We start from the raw sequence: 15,243 nt of genomic DNA, 5'->3' as shown, positions 1-15,243 counted from the left end.
ATAAATTTTAAAAATAGTTTTACAAAAGGGTATGTTTAAAATTTTTAATGTGAGAACGAGTGCAACGAGAGCTTACATTCGTTCTTAATTTTATAATTAACTTATAGTCAAAATAATTACTAAAATTTGAACGAATGAAAAACCTACTAATTGTTTTATTGTGCCTACCCATACTATCGTTCTCCCAAGATGATCTATTAAGTGAAATAGATACCGATTCCATTTGGAACACACCTACAATAGCAGCCTTTAAAGGCCTAAAAATTGTAAACTTCGAATCTACCAAATTAGTAGCAGAAAAAGAGTTTACCCTTATTGTATCCCATCGTTTTGGAAGTGTTAAGGAAGGGTTTGATAATTTTTTCGGCCTTGATGATGCCGTAACACGCTTAAACTTTGTCTATGGTATCGCCGATGGTATCAATATTGGCATTTCCAGAAGTTCTTTTCAAAAAATCTATGAAGCTTCGGCCAAGTACAGACTTTTAAGGCAAATAGAAAATGGTTTTCCTTTTACCGTTGTTGGCTTTAATGCCTTTTTAATAAACACTGCCTTGGATAAAGATAATTTACCACATTTAGAATTTAAACACCGCTTAGGCTATACAGCCCAATTACTCATTTCAAGAAAAATAAACACAAATTTTTCAATGGAATTAGCTCCTACGTTCTTTCATGATAATTATGTTATGGTCAACGAACAAGACAATTCTCAATACGCCCTTGGAATTGGCGGACGTTACAAGTTAGGCAAACGCTGGTCCATTAATGCCGACTATGGATGGCATCTAAACCGAGCTGATAATTCCCCTTTCAAAAATCCGTTGTCCATAGGCTTCGATCTGGAAACCGGAGGGCATGTATTTCAAATGCATTTTACCAATGCACAACCCATGAATACCAATGGCTTTTTAGGACAAGGTTCTGGTGACTGGAGCGATGGCAATTTCTTTTTCGGTTTTAATCTTAGCCGTGTATTTTAATAACCTAATTAAAACCTTACAAAAATGAAACACATACCCACAATAGCCTGTTTACTTTTAATTATGTTCTATTCTTGTACGAATGCCAGTGAAGATGATTTAACAGACTCTACCTCCACCCCCTCTACGGTTACTTATAACGATCATGTTAAACCCATAATAGACAACAACTGTATAAGCTGTCATAAAGTTCCAGCAGTAAATGGAGCCAGTGTATCATTACTGACCTATACTAATGTAAAAAATGCAATCCAAAACAACAACCTGATAAGTAAAATTAACGGTAACGGCCCTGGAGGACTAATGCCTTTAGGAGGGCCTAAATTACCTCAAAATCTCATTGATATTATTACAAAATGGGAAACGGATGGTCTCTTAGAAAACTAATAACCCTTTAAATCTTATATGCTATGAATTTTAAAAATTTTATTTCCGCTTTTTTGTTCTTATCTCTTTTGTTAAACTGTTCCAGTGGTGGAGACGATACCACAGAACCAACCCCAGACCCTGATCCGACTGATGGAGTGACCTATGATGCAGACATTAAGAGTATTATGACAAGCGATTGTACTTCTTGCCATGGCAGTACACCAACACAAAACGCCCCTATGTCCTTAGTAACCTATGCACAGGTTAAAGCTAATGTAGACAAGATAATTACTCGGGTTAACAGTTCGTCAAACCCCATGCCCCCATCACCCAATAGTCCTTTATCTCAATCGGAAAAGAATTTAATACAACAATGGAAAGATGATGGGCTTTTGGAAAATTAAAAATTTTGGCAATGTTTTTGGTTATATTAAGTTATAACTAAAATATTACTGCTATAAAAACAAGTAAAAATGAAAAAACTACTATACATCTTTGCTTTTATAAGCCTTAACAGTTTTTCGCAATCGAAGTACCTAACAAAATCCGGAACGATTAGTTTTGAGGCATCGGTACCTTCCTTTGAAGAAGTCGCTGCCAAAACCAATACGGCCACAGCAATTCTAAATACTGACAATGGCGAATTTGCTGCACTTATTTTGGTTAAAGGCTTTCGCTTTAAAAATGCGCTTATGGAGGAACACTTTAATGAAAACTATGCCGAATCGGATAAATATCCTAAGGCTACTTTTAAAGGCATTCTAAAAAGCTTTTCAAAAGATCAATTACAAACCAGCACCACTTTTAAAATAGATGGAAAGCTCACATTCCATGGTAAATCCAAACAACTTCAGGATATACCCCTAACTGTTGAAACAAACAACAATACCATCACTATAACAGGTAATTTCATAGCTTATCCTGCGGATTTTGACATAAAAATACCTAAGATTGTAAGAAACAAAATAGCTGAAACCGTCGAGGTATCCTTTAACTTCGAGCTTCACAAAAAATAAAGAAAACCTATTTTTAAAACTAAAAGGCCCAGATTTCAATATAAATCTGAGCCTTTCTATTAATAAGATTCTTCTAAGTGGTATTACTTCTTATAGTACTTAACATACCCTCTATAAGCAAAAAATCCAAGTATAGCCACTATAGCACAAGCAATACCAATAAACTTTAAACTTACTATTTGATCGCCACTTGCGTAGGAATGCAGCCCAGCCAAATAAAAGTTAACCCCAAAGTAGGTCATCATAATACTTGAAAACGCAATAATAGACATTAAGTTAAAAAACCAACGGCTACGAAGTTTAGGAACAAATCGCATATGGATAACAAAAGCATATACCATAATACTAATAAGCGCCCAAGTCTCTTTTGGGTCCCAACCCCAGTAGCGTCCCCAACTTTCATTGGCCCACATACCGCCCAAAAAGTTTCCTATGGTTAGCATTACCAATCCAACGGTTAAGGACATTTCATTAATAATGGTCAACTCCTTAATATTAAGTGCCATCTTCTCTCTATTCTCTTTAGTCGTAAAAATCATAAGTAACAAGACCACAACTCCTAAGATCATCCCTAAAGTAAACGGCCCATAACTCCCTACGATAATAGATACATGAATCATTAGCCAATAACTGTTTAACACTGGTTGTAAATTTGCAATGGCTGGATCCATCCAATTCCAATGAGCTATCATTAATATCATAGAAGTTACAAAGGCAGTAGCAGCAATGGTTAAATCACTTTTCCGTCCAAAAACCAAACCAAACAACATCGTTGCCCAAGCTACGTATATCATCGACTCATACGCATCGCTCCAAGGTGCATGCCCGGAAATATACCAACGTACTATAAGCCCCGAAGTGTGCAATACAAATAATCCTAAGATGATGGCCTTAAAAATAGTCACAGAAATATCTATGGCTTTACTCTTGCTTTTAAAAATCTGAACAATGAGCACAATAAACAATAAGATACCAGCAAACATGTACCAACTAAACAGCTTTTTAAAAATATCGTATTTATTGTACAGAATCTCGGTTTTCACCTTACTGTCAGATAGCATTACTTCAGCTCCATACTGATGTTGTGTCTTTTTAAAGGCTGCTAGTAATTTTGATGCTTCAGAAAAATCGCCTGTTTGCTTGGCGTTATTAAGCGTGTACAGATAAGCCCGAAAACCATTATTGACGAAATTACTGTAGAGCGAATCTTGTATTTTATATTGCCCATGTTTGTAATCATACGCCGAAACCCATTTATTATTCTCATCATTGGGAATTGGAAATATTTTTAGGGAGGCGCCTTCAATTGTATTATAAAGCAAATCTACATGTTGATGTACTTCCCTAAACTCATTTTGAAAGGCATTAGGTGTTAATGTAGAATACGCCTCATTTAGATAAGGCTCCAGTTTATACTCACCTCGTTCATTAAAAAAATCGGCTAGTGTTGCATACTTTTCTTCTTTTTTAACCCCTATGATCTTACGTATGGAATCATCCTTTTTCAGTTTTAAAAATATTACTGGTACATTATACCAAAGCATTGGACTCTCTTGAATGGACAAGAATACTTGATTGGCATCAAATTCCTCGTAGGTATCATTTTTGCTTATCTTTCGAAGCATCTCGGATGCATAGGTATTAACAGGCATCATACGCCCGTTAATATCCTGTATCACCAAATGGCCAAAAGCATCGGCATGCTCCTTAGGAGTTATGTTTGCTCTTAATACCGAGTCTATTTGTGTTTTTGTGGGTTTTACATATGTATGTCCTTCCTGATGACCATGCTCCTGAGCAAATCCATTGAGCCCAACAAATAACAATACAATAGATACTAGTTTAGATTTTTTTATTTTAACGTCTTTAAGTTGTTCTTTTAAATGACCAAAACGGGAATATTTAGAGAACAGAATGGCCAACAAACCAAAATAAAGCAAGAAATAGCCAATATAAGTTAACAAAGTCCCCCAATAATCATGATTTACAGAAAGATGAGTACCTTTTTCGTCTGGATCAAAACTAGATTGAAAAAAGCGATAGCCACGATGGTCTAAAATATTATTCATAAATATTTTATAGTCAAAGTCACCTTCTTGTTCATCTAAAACGGTTACCTGACTGGAATACGCAGAATACCCTTTTTCTGTTCCTGGATAACGTTCGGCCTCAAAATCGTTTAGCTTAATTGAAAATGGTAATTCTAAAATTTTAGAGCCATATTTAAAAGCAAAATCCAAGCCACCAACGCTTACTTGCTTAAACTTACCGCTATATCCCTTTCCTCCAAGCAAACCTACTCTTTTGGTTTCGCCATTAGTAGTTACCTTAAGCACTACGCCATCTTGATCATTCTTTAATATTTGTGATTTTTGAACAATATCGAATTTACCCTTTACAACAGGTTTAGGAAATACCATTTGCATGTTACCAATTACATATCTTGATCGTAATATTAAAGGCTGAATACTATCCTTTATTAATTTTCCTTGTGCCATAGTAGCCATGGTCATGTACTCCCCTTCAAAAGGAGAGTTAATGGTTAACGAATCGCCAGCATGTGTAATATTAATAGCTCCCGGTGTTGGTTTATTAAGCGCAAACAATACGTTATGAATGCTCTGTACCTGCCCAACCTTTAAAAAATGATTGTGCGGGCCTGAAGCTCCGGCTTCCACAATTTTTAAGTAAGCTTCGCCTTCCTCGCTGGGGATAATATCTTCTTCTGCTCCAACAATAAATTTTTCAAGTTCTATTGATACGGGTTGTTGATGGTATTTCGTGTCAACCTTAAAATCATTGTCCAGTCTCCCTGAAAAATCAACTTCTCGCTCAATTGGTAAGCGCTGGGGTACTCCATCAATTTCATAATCTCCATCAATATAAGTCGTGATATACGTTTTTTGTGATAAGAACGAATTCTCTGTAGCACCTTCACGAATGGCCATCATCCCTTCAAAACTCACATACCTAGTAATGAACGCTCCTAACAAAATAAAAATAAAAGAGCCATGCAGTATAAATGTTGCCCATTTTTCCTTTTTATACAGCCTAAACCTAAAAATATTACCTGCAAAATTGATAACGAAAAACAGCATAATAGCCTCAAACCACCAAGTATTATATATTAGGTTTCGGGTATAAGGAGTTGGCGAGGTCTCTTGTCCTACATCTAAAAAAGTACCTGTTGCCATGGCAGCGGCAAAAGCAAGAAACAAAATAGCAGTAAGGCGTGTGGAGAATAGAATTCTAGTGAGTATATTTTGCATAACATGAACCCTTTTTAAGGTCGTGCAAATTTAAGTATTTAAGTTTATTTTTATGTGTTAAAACTTATATAAAAGAACTGCCACGAACTCACTAATGTTATTAATAGAAAAATGATCACTATATTGAGAGACTGTTTAAAATTCGTTTTTGAAATTTGTTATAGGTCATTTTTTTGCCAATTAAGGCTTTAAAACCGGAGTTTAGCAGCGCTAAATGAGGATTTTCATAACGAAAAGTGGTGAAAACAGGGGCATAACAAAACCAAAAGGTGGAATTTAAACAGTCTCTGACTATAAGTCACAGAAAATTTCTTCTGCTTACTAAAAACTGTCTACTGAGATTGTCTCGCCTCAAAAATCTTTAAATATAAAAACGTTGCCATTTTTCTGGCACGGCTCTTAGCATTTTCGGCATAATCGCCAACAAACAATTCATCAATGGTTTGCAACCAAAGATTAAGCCAAAGTCCAAAGTGCTTTTCTGTTATACTGTTCTTATTGTCATTATCCACCTTTATATGCGCTTCCAAAGGGTTTCCTAAATACTTCGTTTTTAAAAACAAGCTTGCCTCCCAAAAATCGGTTAACCTCTCTAAATGTGCATCCCAATTGGTAATAACATTATTAAAAAAAGGACCTAAAACAGCATCTTTTCTAATTTTTTCATAAAATGATGATACTAATAAATACACATCTTCCCTTGTCTTAATATCTCTTTTAAAATGCATTTTATTTTTTTATATACAGCTCTATACCCAACAAAGCTAAAGTCAAAATACTCCTCTATTAGTGTAAGTTTTTATAATAAAAAACTACTATATCAAAAGTAAAATATTTATAACGATAAAACACATAGTTATGAACAGAAAAACATTTATTCAAAAAGCCCTAGGCGCATTACTTATAGCGCTACCTGCATACGCTGCTATAAGTTGTTCAAGTTCTTCTGACGATTCTGGAAACGGAGGTGGTGGTAACGGAGGTGGTGGACAAGGCAACTGCTTACAAAATGGGACTTCTAGCTCTATAGCATCCAATCACGGTCATAGTTTGACCGTTTCTAAAGCGGATGTGAATGCCGGGGTAGAAAAAACCTATGACATCACAGGCTCGTCTGGACATTCTCATAATGTAACCGTATCGGCCACTCAATTTAATACACTTAAAAGTAACCAACAAATTAGCATTACATCAACCAGTGGAGATGGACATACCCATAGTGTAACCATTAGATGTGCATGATTAAGTTTTAAACTAATTTAGAACTATTGAGAAAAATATATGCGTATTTTCGCAGTATGATTTCAGTAGTAATTTTAGGTGCTGGCAATGTTGCCACACATTTATTTAGAGTTTTTAATAAAACAGAAAACATCACGGTAAAACAGTGGTTTAATAGAAATCTAAAATCTTTAGACCATTTCAAAAACAGTGTCGCCATCACAAATGATTTAGCGGCACTAACAGACGCTGATATTTATATTTTAGCTGTTAGCGATGATGCCATAGCAGATATTTCTGGTCAATTGCCTTTTAAGAACAAACTTGTTGTCCACACTTCAGGCTGTGTAAACATCCACGACATGGATAAAAAGAACAGACGCGGTGTGCTTTATCCGTTACAAACTTTTAGCAAAGCAGCTCCCATCGACTTTTCCAATGTTCCAATTTGCATCGAAACCCTCGACAAAAAGGATTACCTCCTTTTAAAACAACTTGCCCTAAGTATAGGCAGTCCAACAAAACGTGTTAATAGCGACCAACGAAAGGTACTGCATTTAGCGGCTGTATTTGTTAATAATTTCACAAATCAGCTTTACCGAATTGGCCATGAAATTACAGAATCAGAAAGTGCTGAATTTGATCTTTTAAAACCGTTGATTTTAGAAACTGCGAAAAAAGTCCAGAATATGTCACCATATATGGCGCAAACGGGCCCTGCCAAAAGGGATGACAAAAAAACCATAAAAAACCATTTAAGTCTTTTAGAAAATAACCATCATAAAGAAATATACAACTTATTAACAGACTCTATTAAACTTACCCATGGAAGAAAAAAGTTATAAAGAATATTTAGAACACATTACTACATTTATTTTTGATGTAGACGGCGTATTAACCGATGGTACTATTGCTATTACTACCAGTGGTGAAATGCTAAGAAACATGAATATTAAAGATGGATATGCCCTTAAAACAGCCATAAACAATGGCTTTAACGTATGTATTATTTCAGGTGGTTCTAACGAAGGGGTCCGATTGCGTTTAAACGGTCTCGGGATTTCAGATGTCTACCTAGGGATTCATAATAAAGTTGAACAAATGGAAAACTACTTTAAATCCAACAACATCAAATCCGAAAACGTTTTATTTATGGGTGATGATATTCCTGACTACACCGTTATGAAGCGTGTCGGGTTACCTTGCTGTCCGCAAGATGCCGTTGCTGAAATAAAGGCTATTTCCAAATACGTTTCGCATAAAAAAGGAGGTAAAGGTGCAGTTCGCGACGTGATTGAACAAGTGTTAAAAGTACAAGGGAAATGGCTTACTAATTTTGATGCTAAATACGATTAGCCTTAGAGATTGTTTAAATTTTAACCTTTAGAGGTTATTCATGAAGCCAAATGCTTAGCACTTTAAACCTTATACGTTGGAAAAACCTATTAATGATTGCCCTTGTGCAATTACTCATTAAGTATGCTTTGCTAGAACCATTTGGAGCCTCTTTAACATTGAGCGGTGTTGGTATTGGTCTTTTAATTATTGCTACGCTCTGTATAGCAGCTGCCGGTAATATTATTAACGACATTAACGATGTTGAAACAGATAGTATCAATAAACCCAATAAGGTGATTATAGGTAAGCTTATTTCAGAAAAGGCAGGCTATAACCTGTTTCTAATCTTTAATCTTATAGGTGTTAGTTTAGGATTTTATCTATCCTATTCAATAGAGAAACATGCTTTCTTTTCCATATTTGTTGTAACCTCCCTATTGCTTTATCTCTATGCTACGTATTTAAAACAGCTTCTTATTATCGGGAATATAGTGGTAGCACTACTTATTGCACTAAGCTTAATTTTGGTTGGTATATTTGACCTACTCCCAGGTACCACACCTCAAAATAAAGACACACAACTTATCTTCTTTAAAATCATAATGGACTATGCTATTTTTGCTTTTACCATCAATATAATCCGTGAAATAGCCAAGGACATAGAAGATGTTAATGGCGACCATAAAACGGGTATGTACACATTACCTATAGCAATTGGTAGAGATCGAGCTAACATCGTTCTGTTCGTTTTAAGCTTTATTCCTTTAATTGGAACGATATATTACACTATTAGCACATTGTATAAAAACCCCATTGCTGTATTGTATTTTTTAATAGGCATTATAGCTCCCCTACTATACTCTACCATAAAAATATTTAATGCAAAAAGTCAAAAAGACTATCATCACATAAGTAACACACTTAAGTTCGTCATGGTTTGTGGAATGCTTTCTTTACTTTTATACAAATATATTTTATTAGCCTAATGTTAAGCGAAAAACTAAAACAACACCATATTATTTTAGCCTCGGGATCTCCAAGGCGGCAGGATTTTTTTAAAACATTGGGATTGGATTTTGAAGTTCGATTAAAACCTGTAGAAGAAGAATACCCGCCACGTTTAACCCATTTTGAAATTAGTAATTATTTAGCACAACTCAAAGCATTGCCTTTTAAAGCCGAACTACAGCCCAACGACATCTTAATTACTAGCGATACCATTGTATGGCACAATAACAAAGCATTGGGAAAGCCAAAAAATGAAACCGATGCGTTCAACATTATAAAATCAATGAGCAATGCAACACACGAAGTAATAACATCGGTATGCTTTACGACCAAGAGTTTTGAAAAAACACTACACAGCAATACCAAAGTAACATTTAAAGACTTAACCGACGAAGAAATCTTATATTACATAAAGACCTATAAACCATTTGACAAAGCAGGTGCTTATGGCATTCAAGAATGGATCGGACAAATAGGTGTTACAAAAATAGAAGGTTCCTATTTTAACGTCATGGGACTCCCTACCCATCTTGTTTACAAAACATTAAATACGATAGCAGATGTAACAGCCTCCCTATAAATTTTGTAAATTTATAGAACCTAATCCTTTCGTTACTATGCAAAAGATTAATAAAATACTTCCAGCCTTAGTAATTTCCTTTATTATAAGCCTACCTTTCTCTTGTAAAGAAGATAGAAAAGGCAATACTGTAGCGCATCGTACGAAAACGACCGATCTTTCAACAAACAATCTTAAAAGCCAAGAGATTTCACAAGCGTTTAAAGACTACTGGTATTCTGGAAATGCAGAAATAAGCTCTTATAAATTAGAACAGGCACGCTATGGCGAAATAAGAAACGGACATGCTTTTTTAATCTATGTTACTGAAGATTTTCTACCGAGCTCTCAAGTAAAAGCTGAAAAGAAAACTTCTAATAGCATTTCCATTCTCAAATTAAATGCAACCAAAAAGTTCACTACAGGAATGTATCCCTATTACATAATGCAAAGTACCTTTTACCCTGTATCAAATGACCAACATGCAATGAAGGTATCAAGTTCGGTGCAGGAGTGGTGCGGACATGTATACACACAACTAAATAATCGAGAGTTGTTCAATGTTGTATCCCATTCATATTTTGAAGGCGAAGCCGATAAAAATTTTAAACTTGAAAAAGCAATTATAGAAAATGAATTATGGACACAGCTACGTATAAACCCTAAATCATTACCAACGGGCGACATATTTATTATTCCTAGCCTAGAGTACACCAGATTGTCCCATATTCCAATAAAAGCATATAGTGCCACGGCAGTTCTAACAAAAAATAACTATACCCTATCCTATCCAGAATTAAACAGAGAACTAGTTATTCGATTCAATCCTAATTTCCCTCATGAAATATTAGAATGGGAAGAAACCTTTAATAGTGGTTTTGGGTCCAATAGCCAACAACTAACTACCAAAGCCACCAAATTAAAAACAATAAAATCGCCCTACTGGAATAAAAACAGCAACAAAGATAGCACTTTAAGGGAAGCGCTATGCTTAAAATAACGCTCTCAGGTCAAACACGCGAGGCTTTTTAAAAACCATTTTAAATTTGGTTATTAAGTACATTATTTTCTTTTTGAATGTATATTTGCTTTAAACTTTTATGACCATGGAATCGTTTTTTATAACCTACCAAGACAAATTTATTATATCTACAATCGTACTTGTTTCACTTCTTATAATAAGGTATGTATTAAATTTTACTATTACAAAGCTTGGTAGGCGTAGTGGCATAAACGAAGCTCGCACCAGACTCATTCGTCGTTATGTAAATGTAACCTTAGTCTTTATAGCTATTCTCTTTGAAACAAATTATATTTTTGGTGCAGAGTTTAAAGATTTAGCGCTTATATTCTCTTCTGTTTTTGCAGTTTTAGGTGTTGGTTTATTTGCCATATGGTCAATTTTAAGCAATGTTACATCGGGCATTATCATGTTTTTTAATTTCCCATATAAGGTTGGTGACAAAATAGAAATTCACGATAAGGACTTTCCCATACGGGCCATTATTGAAGACATCAGGGCTTTTCAAGTACATTTAAGATTGGACAATGGCAACCTAGTAACCTATCCCAATAATTTAATGATCCAAAAAGCGATCACACTAATAAAAAAAGATGCCATAGACGATGGTATCGATACTATTTAAATATTCTCTATATTTATACTAAACTACCTCGGGCTAATCTCGAAGTATTTAAATCCTGCCTAGGGCAGGCTTGAATATCGGTTTATAGAATGTGCTTATGGCAAAAAAACGAAACAAGAAATATCAGAAAAAAATAGGTCAAATTCCAGGAACCGTTATTTATACTGGAGAAAAATCAACACGCGAACTCTTCATTGAGGTTTTTAATTATGATAACGATAACTACATTGAGAAAGATTTTTCAAACGTTGAAGAATGTTTTGATTTTAGGCAATTGGACACCGTTACATGGATTAACTTAAATGGTTTAAACCATGTAAATCAAATTGAAAAAATTGGGAAACACTTTAATATCCACCCATTAGTTTTAGAAGATATTGCTAATATTTCGCAACGCCCCAAAATAGATATTTATGACGATTATCTCTTTGTTGTTGTAAAAATGTTGTACTATGATGCTAATGAAAATATAATTTCAGAACAAGTAAGCCTTATTTTGGGTGAAAACTATGTGCTTACTTTTCAAGAAGCCGAAGGCGACGTATTCGATAGTGTACGTGGTAGAATAAGGCTAGCCCAAGGAAGAATACGAACGCAAAATGCAGATTATCTATTATATGTATTAATGGATGCTGTTGTAGACCATTATTTCAGTATCATAGAGATTTTAAGTGATAAAATTGAAGATTTTGAAACTGATATTTTCTCTGGTAATGTTCGTGATCATCTCAATAAAGATATTCAAGATTTAAAGCGGGAAATCCTTAAGGTTCGTCGCGCTATTTTTCCACTTCGTGAAGTAATTAGCCGCATTGAAAAACACGAAAGCCCATTAATCAATAGAAAAACAATCACCTATTATAGGGACATTTACGATCATTTAATTCAAGTAGTAGAAAACATTGACATATACCGTGAAATGATATGGAGTTTAATGGATATGTACATGACATCCATTAGCAATAAAATGAATGAAGTAATGAAAGTACTAACCATTATGGCTTCCATCTTTATTCCTTTAACCTTTATCGCAGGTATCTATGGAATGAATTTCGATTACATTCCGGAGCTACATTACAAATACTCTTATTTTATTTTATGGGGTGTCATGGTCGTGCTCTTTATAGCTATGCTCTTGTTTTTTAAACGGAAAAAGTGGCTTTAGGCTATGCTTGTTTAACGTTAAAGAAACATTAAAACCCCAGACAACACAGGTTTACTTTTATATATTTGGTGTTTAGCTAATCAATCCTGTAATTATGCCAAGATATATACGCTTTATACTAGTATTTCTGTTTACAGCATCCTTTTTGCAAGCACAAAAACCTACAAGCCCCTCTGCTTCTAAAATATATGAATCTCTACAAAAGATTAATTTTTTAGGTTCCGTTCTATACGTTGCGGCCCATCCAGACGATGAAAATACGCGCTTAATTTCGTATATGTCCAATCAGGTAAAAGCAAGAACAGGATATTTATCCTTAACCCGTGGTGATGGAGGACAAAACCTCATTGGCCCAGAAATAAGAGAACTACTTGGGGTTATTAGAACGCAAGAGCTTCTTGCAGCCAGACGCATTGATGGAGGAGAGCAGCTTTTTACAAGAGCCAATGATTTTGGGTATTCAAAGCATCCAGACGAAACCTTATCCATTTGGAATAAAAATGAAGTTTTAAGCGATGTGGTATTAGCAATACGCAAATTTAAACCCGACATTATCATTAACCGCTTCGATCACCGATCGCCAGGAAGCACCCATGGTCACCATACCGCATCTGCCATGCTAAGTATGGAAGCCTTTGATATTGCTAATGATAACTCGCAATTTACGGAACAATTGGAAAGGACCAGTACCTGGCAGCCCAAACGCCTATTTTTTAATACTAGCTGGTGGTTTTATGGTAGCCAAGAAGAATTTGAAAAAGCCAATAAAGAGAACATGTTAAGTTTTGATGTTGGTGTGTTCTATCCGCTTAAAGGAGTTTCCAACAACGAAATTGCAGCGCTGGCAAGCAGTCAGCACTTATGCCAAGGCTTTGGCCGCTTATCACAACGTGGTTCCCAAAAGGAATACATAGAGTATTTAAAAGGTATTCCCTTAGAAAACAACAAAGATGTCTTCTCTGGTATTGATACAAGCTGGAAGCGCATAAAGGGAGGAAAAGCCATTGGAGCCATTCTATATAAAATTGAAAACGAATTTAATTTTAAAAATCCTTCACAACATATCCCACAACTGCTAGAAGCTTACGAACTACTACAAAATATTGAAGACGAACACTGGAAAAATTTAAAAACCAAAGAGCTTAAGTCCATTATAGAGATGTGCGCCGGTCTGTATTTAGAAGCATCGGCGAACACTAATTGGACAACTCGTAACGAAACAGTTAGTTTAAATATTGAAGCTCTAAACAGAAGTAATACATCTATTACGTTAGAAAGCCTAACATTAGGCAATGGTGATCATGTTTCTAAAAATATTGCATTACAAAGCAACGATCCAGAAAAGTTTAAACAAGACTATCACATTTCTTCAAAAGAAAACTATAGCACGCCATATTGGTTAAGTAAAAAAGGCTCTTTGGGTATGTATAATGTGGAAAACAAGAATTTGATCGGACTCCCAGAAACACCAAGAAATGTAGCCGTAAACTTCAATTTAAAAATTAACAATACCCCCATTACCTTTACCAAAGCCGTTATACATCGTTATTCAAAACCCGATAAAGGAGAGCTGTACAGGCCGTTTGAGGTCATTCCTGAAGTATCTGCCAAAATCAAGGAAAAAGTAATCATCTTCGAAACCGATACTCCAAAAAAAATATCGGTAACGGTTAAAGCGGGTCGTGATAATTTACAGGGTAGCGTAGAGCTTTGCACACCTAATACTTGGAGTGTGTCTCCTAAATCTCAAACTGTAAGTATGGACCTTAAAGGTGAAGAGCAAACCTTTGATTTTACCGTAATACCTCCAAAAAATAAAGAAGAAGGCTATATAAGCCCATTGGTTAAAATAAACGGGAAAACGTATTCCAAAGAACTCATTGAAATTACATACCAGCACATACCTTTTCAAACAATTTCACTTCCTAGCGAAAGCAAGGTAGTGCGTTTAAACATCAAAAAGAAAGGCGAGTACATTGGCTATATCCAAGGTGCCGGAGATGTAGTTCCCGAAAGTTTAGAACATATTGGCTATAAAGTTGAAATTATTACGCCTGAAAGCATCTCACAAGAAGCACTACGTAAATTCGATGCCATTGTTGTTGGTATCCGCGCCTATAACACAGTTGAAACCCTTAAATTCAAACAGGAATTATTATTTGATTATGTTTCGCAAGGAGGTAATATGATCGTGCAATACAATACCAATCGAGGTCTTAAAGTAGATAACCTGGCGCCATTCGATTTAAAACTATCAAGAGATCGTGTTACTAACGAACATGCTAAAGTACACTTTCTACACCCAGAGCATCCACTATTAAATTATCCAAATAAAATAACACAACAAGACTTTGAAGGTTGGACACAAGAACGTGGACTGTACTTTCCTGATGAATGGGATGATGCCTTTACCCCCATTTTATCTATGAACGATAAAAATGAGTCACCAAAAGAAGGAAGTTTACTTGTTGCAAAATATGGAAGTGGCTACTATATCTATACAGGATTAAGCTTTTTTAGGGAGTTCCCAGAAGGTGTTTCTGGTGCGTATCGCTTATTTGCCAACATGCTTTCCATTGGAAAAGAGGATTTAAAATTAAAGGCCACACTAAACGATTAGAAATGACCGAAAAACAACCTCCTAAAAAGACATGGCTTAAACTATATTC

General features: G+C 35.2%; 15 protein-coding genes. 13 read left to right on the top strand and 2 right to left on the bottom strand.

Going from position 1 to position 15,243, the window contains the following annotated elements; translation table 11 throughout:
• Positions 1 to 134: 134 nt before the first annotated feature.
• The 4 genes from JF259_RS03200 to JF259_RS03185 all read left to right on the top strand — a co-directional run bounded on the left by JF259_RS03200 (position 135) and on the right by JF259_RS03185 (position 2,368).
• The gene (locus tag JF259_RS03200) at positions 135 to 983 is read left to right on the top strand and encodes a DUF5777 family beta-barrel protein (protein WP_199113270.1); all 849 of its coding nucleotides are present in this window, start codon (positions 135 to 137) and stop codon (positions 981 to 983) included.
• Between the two features lie 24 nt (positions 984 to 1,007).
• Positions 1,008 to 1,370 carry a hypothetical protein gene (locus tag JF259_RS03195; protein WP_199113268.1) on the top strand — a complete coding sequence of 121 codons (363 nt, stop codon included), beginning with the start codon at positions 1,008 to 1,010 and terminating at the stop codon, positions 1,368 to 1,370.
• Positions 1,371 to 1,393: 23 nt separating this feature from the next.
• Positions 1,394 to 1,756: a hypothetical protein gene (locus tag JF259_RS03190; RefSeq protein WP_199113266.1), complete on the top strand. Its 363-nt coding sequence runs from the start codon at positions 1,394 to 1,396 to the stop codon at positions 1,754 to 1,756.
• 69 nt (positions 1,757 to 1,825) lie between these two features.
• Positions 1,826 to 2,368, top strand: coding sequence for a YceI family protein (locus JF259_RS03185; RefSeq protein ID WP_199113264.1), 543 nt, complete (start codon positions 1,826 to 1,828; stop codon positions 2,366 to 2,368).
• An 83-nt stretch (positions 2,369 to 2,451) separates the two neighbouring features.
• Here the strand turns inward: JF259_RS03185 and ccsA are convergent, their stop codons facing one another.
• Together ccsA and JF259_RS03175 are read right to left on the bottom strand one after the other, a co-directional pair.
• On the bottom strand, positions 2,452 to 5,637 hold the full coding sequence (gene ccsA, locus JF259_RS03180) for a cytochrome c biogenesis protein CcsA (protein WP_199113262.1): 3,186 nt from the start codon (positions 5,635 to 5,637) through the stop codon (positions 2,452 to 2,454).
• Positions 5,638 to 5,969: 332 nt separating this feature from the next.
• Positions 5,970 to 6,365 (bottom strand): group III truncated hemoglobin, encoded by a 396-nt coding sequence (locus tag JF259_RS03175; RefSeq protein WP_199113259.1) that lies wholly within the window; start codon positions 6,363 to 6,365, stop codon positions 5,970 to 5,972.
• A 130-nt stretch (positions 6,366 to 6,495) separates the two neighbouring features.
• On the opposite strand from JF259_RS03175, the gene JF259_RS03170 reads away from it, so the two are divergent.
• The 9 genes from JF259_RS03170 to JF259_RS03130 all read left to right on the top strand — a co-directional run bounded on the left by JF259_RS03170 (position 6,496) and on the right by JF259_RS03130 (position 15,194).
• Positions 6,496 to 6,879 (top strand): hypothetical protein, encoded by a 384-nt coding sequence (locus JF259_RS03170; protein WP_199113257.1) that lies wholly within the window; start codon positions 6,496 to 6,498, stop codon positions 6,877 to 6,879.
• 56 nt (positions 6,880 to 6,935) lie between these two features.
• Complete coding sequence (locus tag JF259_RS03165) at positions 6,936 to 7,703, top strand: Rossmann-like and DUF2520 domain-containing protein (protein ID WP_199113428.1); 768 nt, start codon at positions 6,936 to 6,938, stop codon at positions 7,701 to 7,703.
• Entirely contained in the window at positions 7,684 to 8,214 is a 531-nt protein-coding gene (locus tag JF259_RS03160) for a KdsC family phosphatase (protein WP_199113255.1), read from the top strand. Before JF259_RS03165 ends, JF259_RS03160 begins: the two co-directional genes overlap by 20 nt.
• A gap of 50 nt (positions 8,215 to 8,264) precedes the next feature.
• Positions 8,265 to 9,182, top strand: a complete 918-nt coding sequence (locus tag JF259_RS03155) for a geranylgeranylglycerol-phosphate geranylgeranyltransferase (protein ID WP_199113253.1) — start codon at positions 8,265 to 8,267, stop codon at positions 9,180 to 9,182.
• The gene (locus tag JF259_RS03150; RefSeq protein ID WP_199113251.1) at positions 9,182 to 9,784 is read left to right on the top strand and encodes a Maf-like protein; all 603 of its coding nucleotides are present in this window, start codon (positions 9,182 to 9,184) and stop codon (positions 9,782 to 9,784) included. Before JF259_RS03155 ends, JF259_RS03150 begins: the two co-directional genes overlap by 1 nt.
• Positions 9,785 to 9,821: 37 nt before the next feature.
• Complete coding sequence (locus JF259_RS03145; protein WP_199113249.1) at positions 9,822 to 10,763, top strand: septum formation inhibitor Maf; 942 nt, start codon at positions 9,822 to 9,824, stop codon at positions 10,761 to 10,763.
• Between the two features lie 106 nt (positions 10,764 to 10,869).
• On the top strand, positions 10,870 to 11,409 hold the full coding sequence (locus JF259_RS03140; RefSeq protein ID WP_394370574.1) for a mechanosensitive ion channel domain-containing protein: 540 nt from the start codon (positions 10,870 to 10,872) through the stop codon (positions 11,407 to 11,409).
• A 97-nt stretch (positions 11,410 to 11,506) separates the two neighbouring features.
• Positions 11,507 to 12,574 (top strand): magnesium/cobalt transporter CorA, encoded by a 1,068-nt coding sequence (gene corA, locus JF259_RS03135; RefSeq protein WP_199113244.1) that lies wholly within the window; start codon positions 11,507 to 11,509, stop codon positions 12,572 to 12,574.
• Between the two features lie 94 nt (positions 12,575 to 12,668).
• Entirely contained in the window at positions 12,669 to 15,194 is a 2,526-nt protein-coding gene (locus JF259_RS03130) for a PIG-L family deacetylase (RefSeq protein WP_199113242.1), read from the top strand.
• Positions 15,195 to 15,243 lie beyond the last annotated feature (49 nt).

Source organism: Snuella sedimenti (assembly GCF_016428595.1).
Lineage (GTDB): Bacteria > Bacteroidota > Bacteroidia > Flavobacteriales > Flavobacteriaceae > Snuella > Snuella sedimenti.
The sequence above is the reverse complement of the archived record's forward strand: the minus strand, read 5'-3'. Positions and strand labels throughout refer to the sequence as shown.

Excerpts from the sequence above, each read along its gene's own strand:
- JF259_RS03200 (WP_199113270.1), top strand. The coding sequence starts at position 135 with ATGAAAAACCTACTAATTGTTTTATTGTGCCTACCCATACTATCGTTC.
- JF259_RS03195 (WP_199113268.1), top strand. The coding sequence starts at position 1,008 with ATGAAACACATACCCACAATAGCCTGTTTACTTTTAATTATGTTCTAT.
- JF259_RS03190 (WP_199113266.1), top strand. The coding sequence starts at position 1,394 with ATGAATTTTAAAAATTTTATTTCCGCTTTTTTGTTCTTATCTCTTTTG.
- JF259_RS03185 (WP_199113264.1), top strand. The coding sequence starts at position 1,826 with ATGAAAAAACTACTATACATCTTTGCTTTTATAAGCCTTAACAGTTTT.
- ccsA (WP_199113262.1), bottom strand. The coding sequence starts at position 5,637 with ATGCAAAATATACTCACTAGAATTCTATTCTCCACACGCCTTACTGCT.
- JF259_RS03175 (WP_199113259.1), bottom strand. The coding sequence starts at position 6,365 with ATGCATTTTAAAAGAGATATTAAGACAAGGGAAGATGTGTATTTATTA.
- JF259_RS03170 (WP_199113257.1), top strand. The coding sequence starts at position 6,496 with ATGAACAGAAAAACATTTATTCAAAAAGCCCTAGGCGCATTACTTATA.
- JF259_RS03165 (WP_199113428.1), top strand. The coding sequence starts at position 6,936 with ATGATTTCAGTAGTAATTTTAGGTGCTGGCAATGTTGCCACACATTTA.
- JF259_RS03160 (WP_199113255.1), top strand. The coding sequence starts at position 7,684 with ATGGAAGAAAAAAGTTATAAAGAATATTTAGAACACATTACTACATTT.
- JF259_RS03155 (WP_199113253.1), top strand. The coding sequence starts at position 8,265 with ATGCTTAGCACTTTAAACCTTATACGTTGGAAAAACCTATTAATGATT.
- JF259_RS03150 (WP_199113251.1), top strand. The coding sequence starts at position 9,182 with ATGTTAAGCGAAAAACTAAAACAACACCATATTATTTTAGCCTCGGGA.
- JF259_RS03145 (WP_199113249.1), top strand. The coding sequence starts at position 9,822 with ATGCAAAAGATTAATAAAATACTTCCAGCCTTAGTAATTTCCTTTATT.
- JF259_RS03140 (WP_394370574.1), top strand. The coding sequence starts at position 10,870 with ATGGAATCGTTTTTTATAACCTACCAAGACAAATTTATTATATCTACA.
- corA (WP_199113244.1), top strand. The coding sequence starts at position 11,507 with ATGGCAAAAAAACGAAACAAGAAATATCAGAAAAAAATAGGTCAAATT.
- JF259_RS03130 (WP_199113242.1), top strand. The coding sequence starts at position 12,669 with ATGCCAAGATATATACGCTTTATACTAGTATTTCTGTTTACAGCATCC.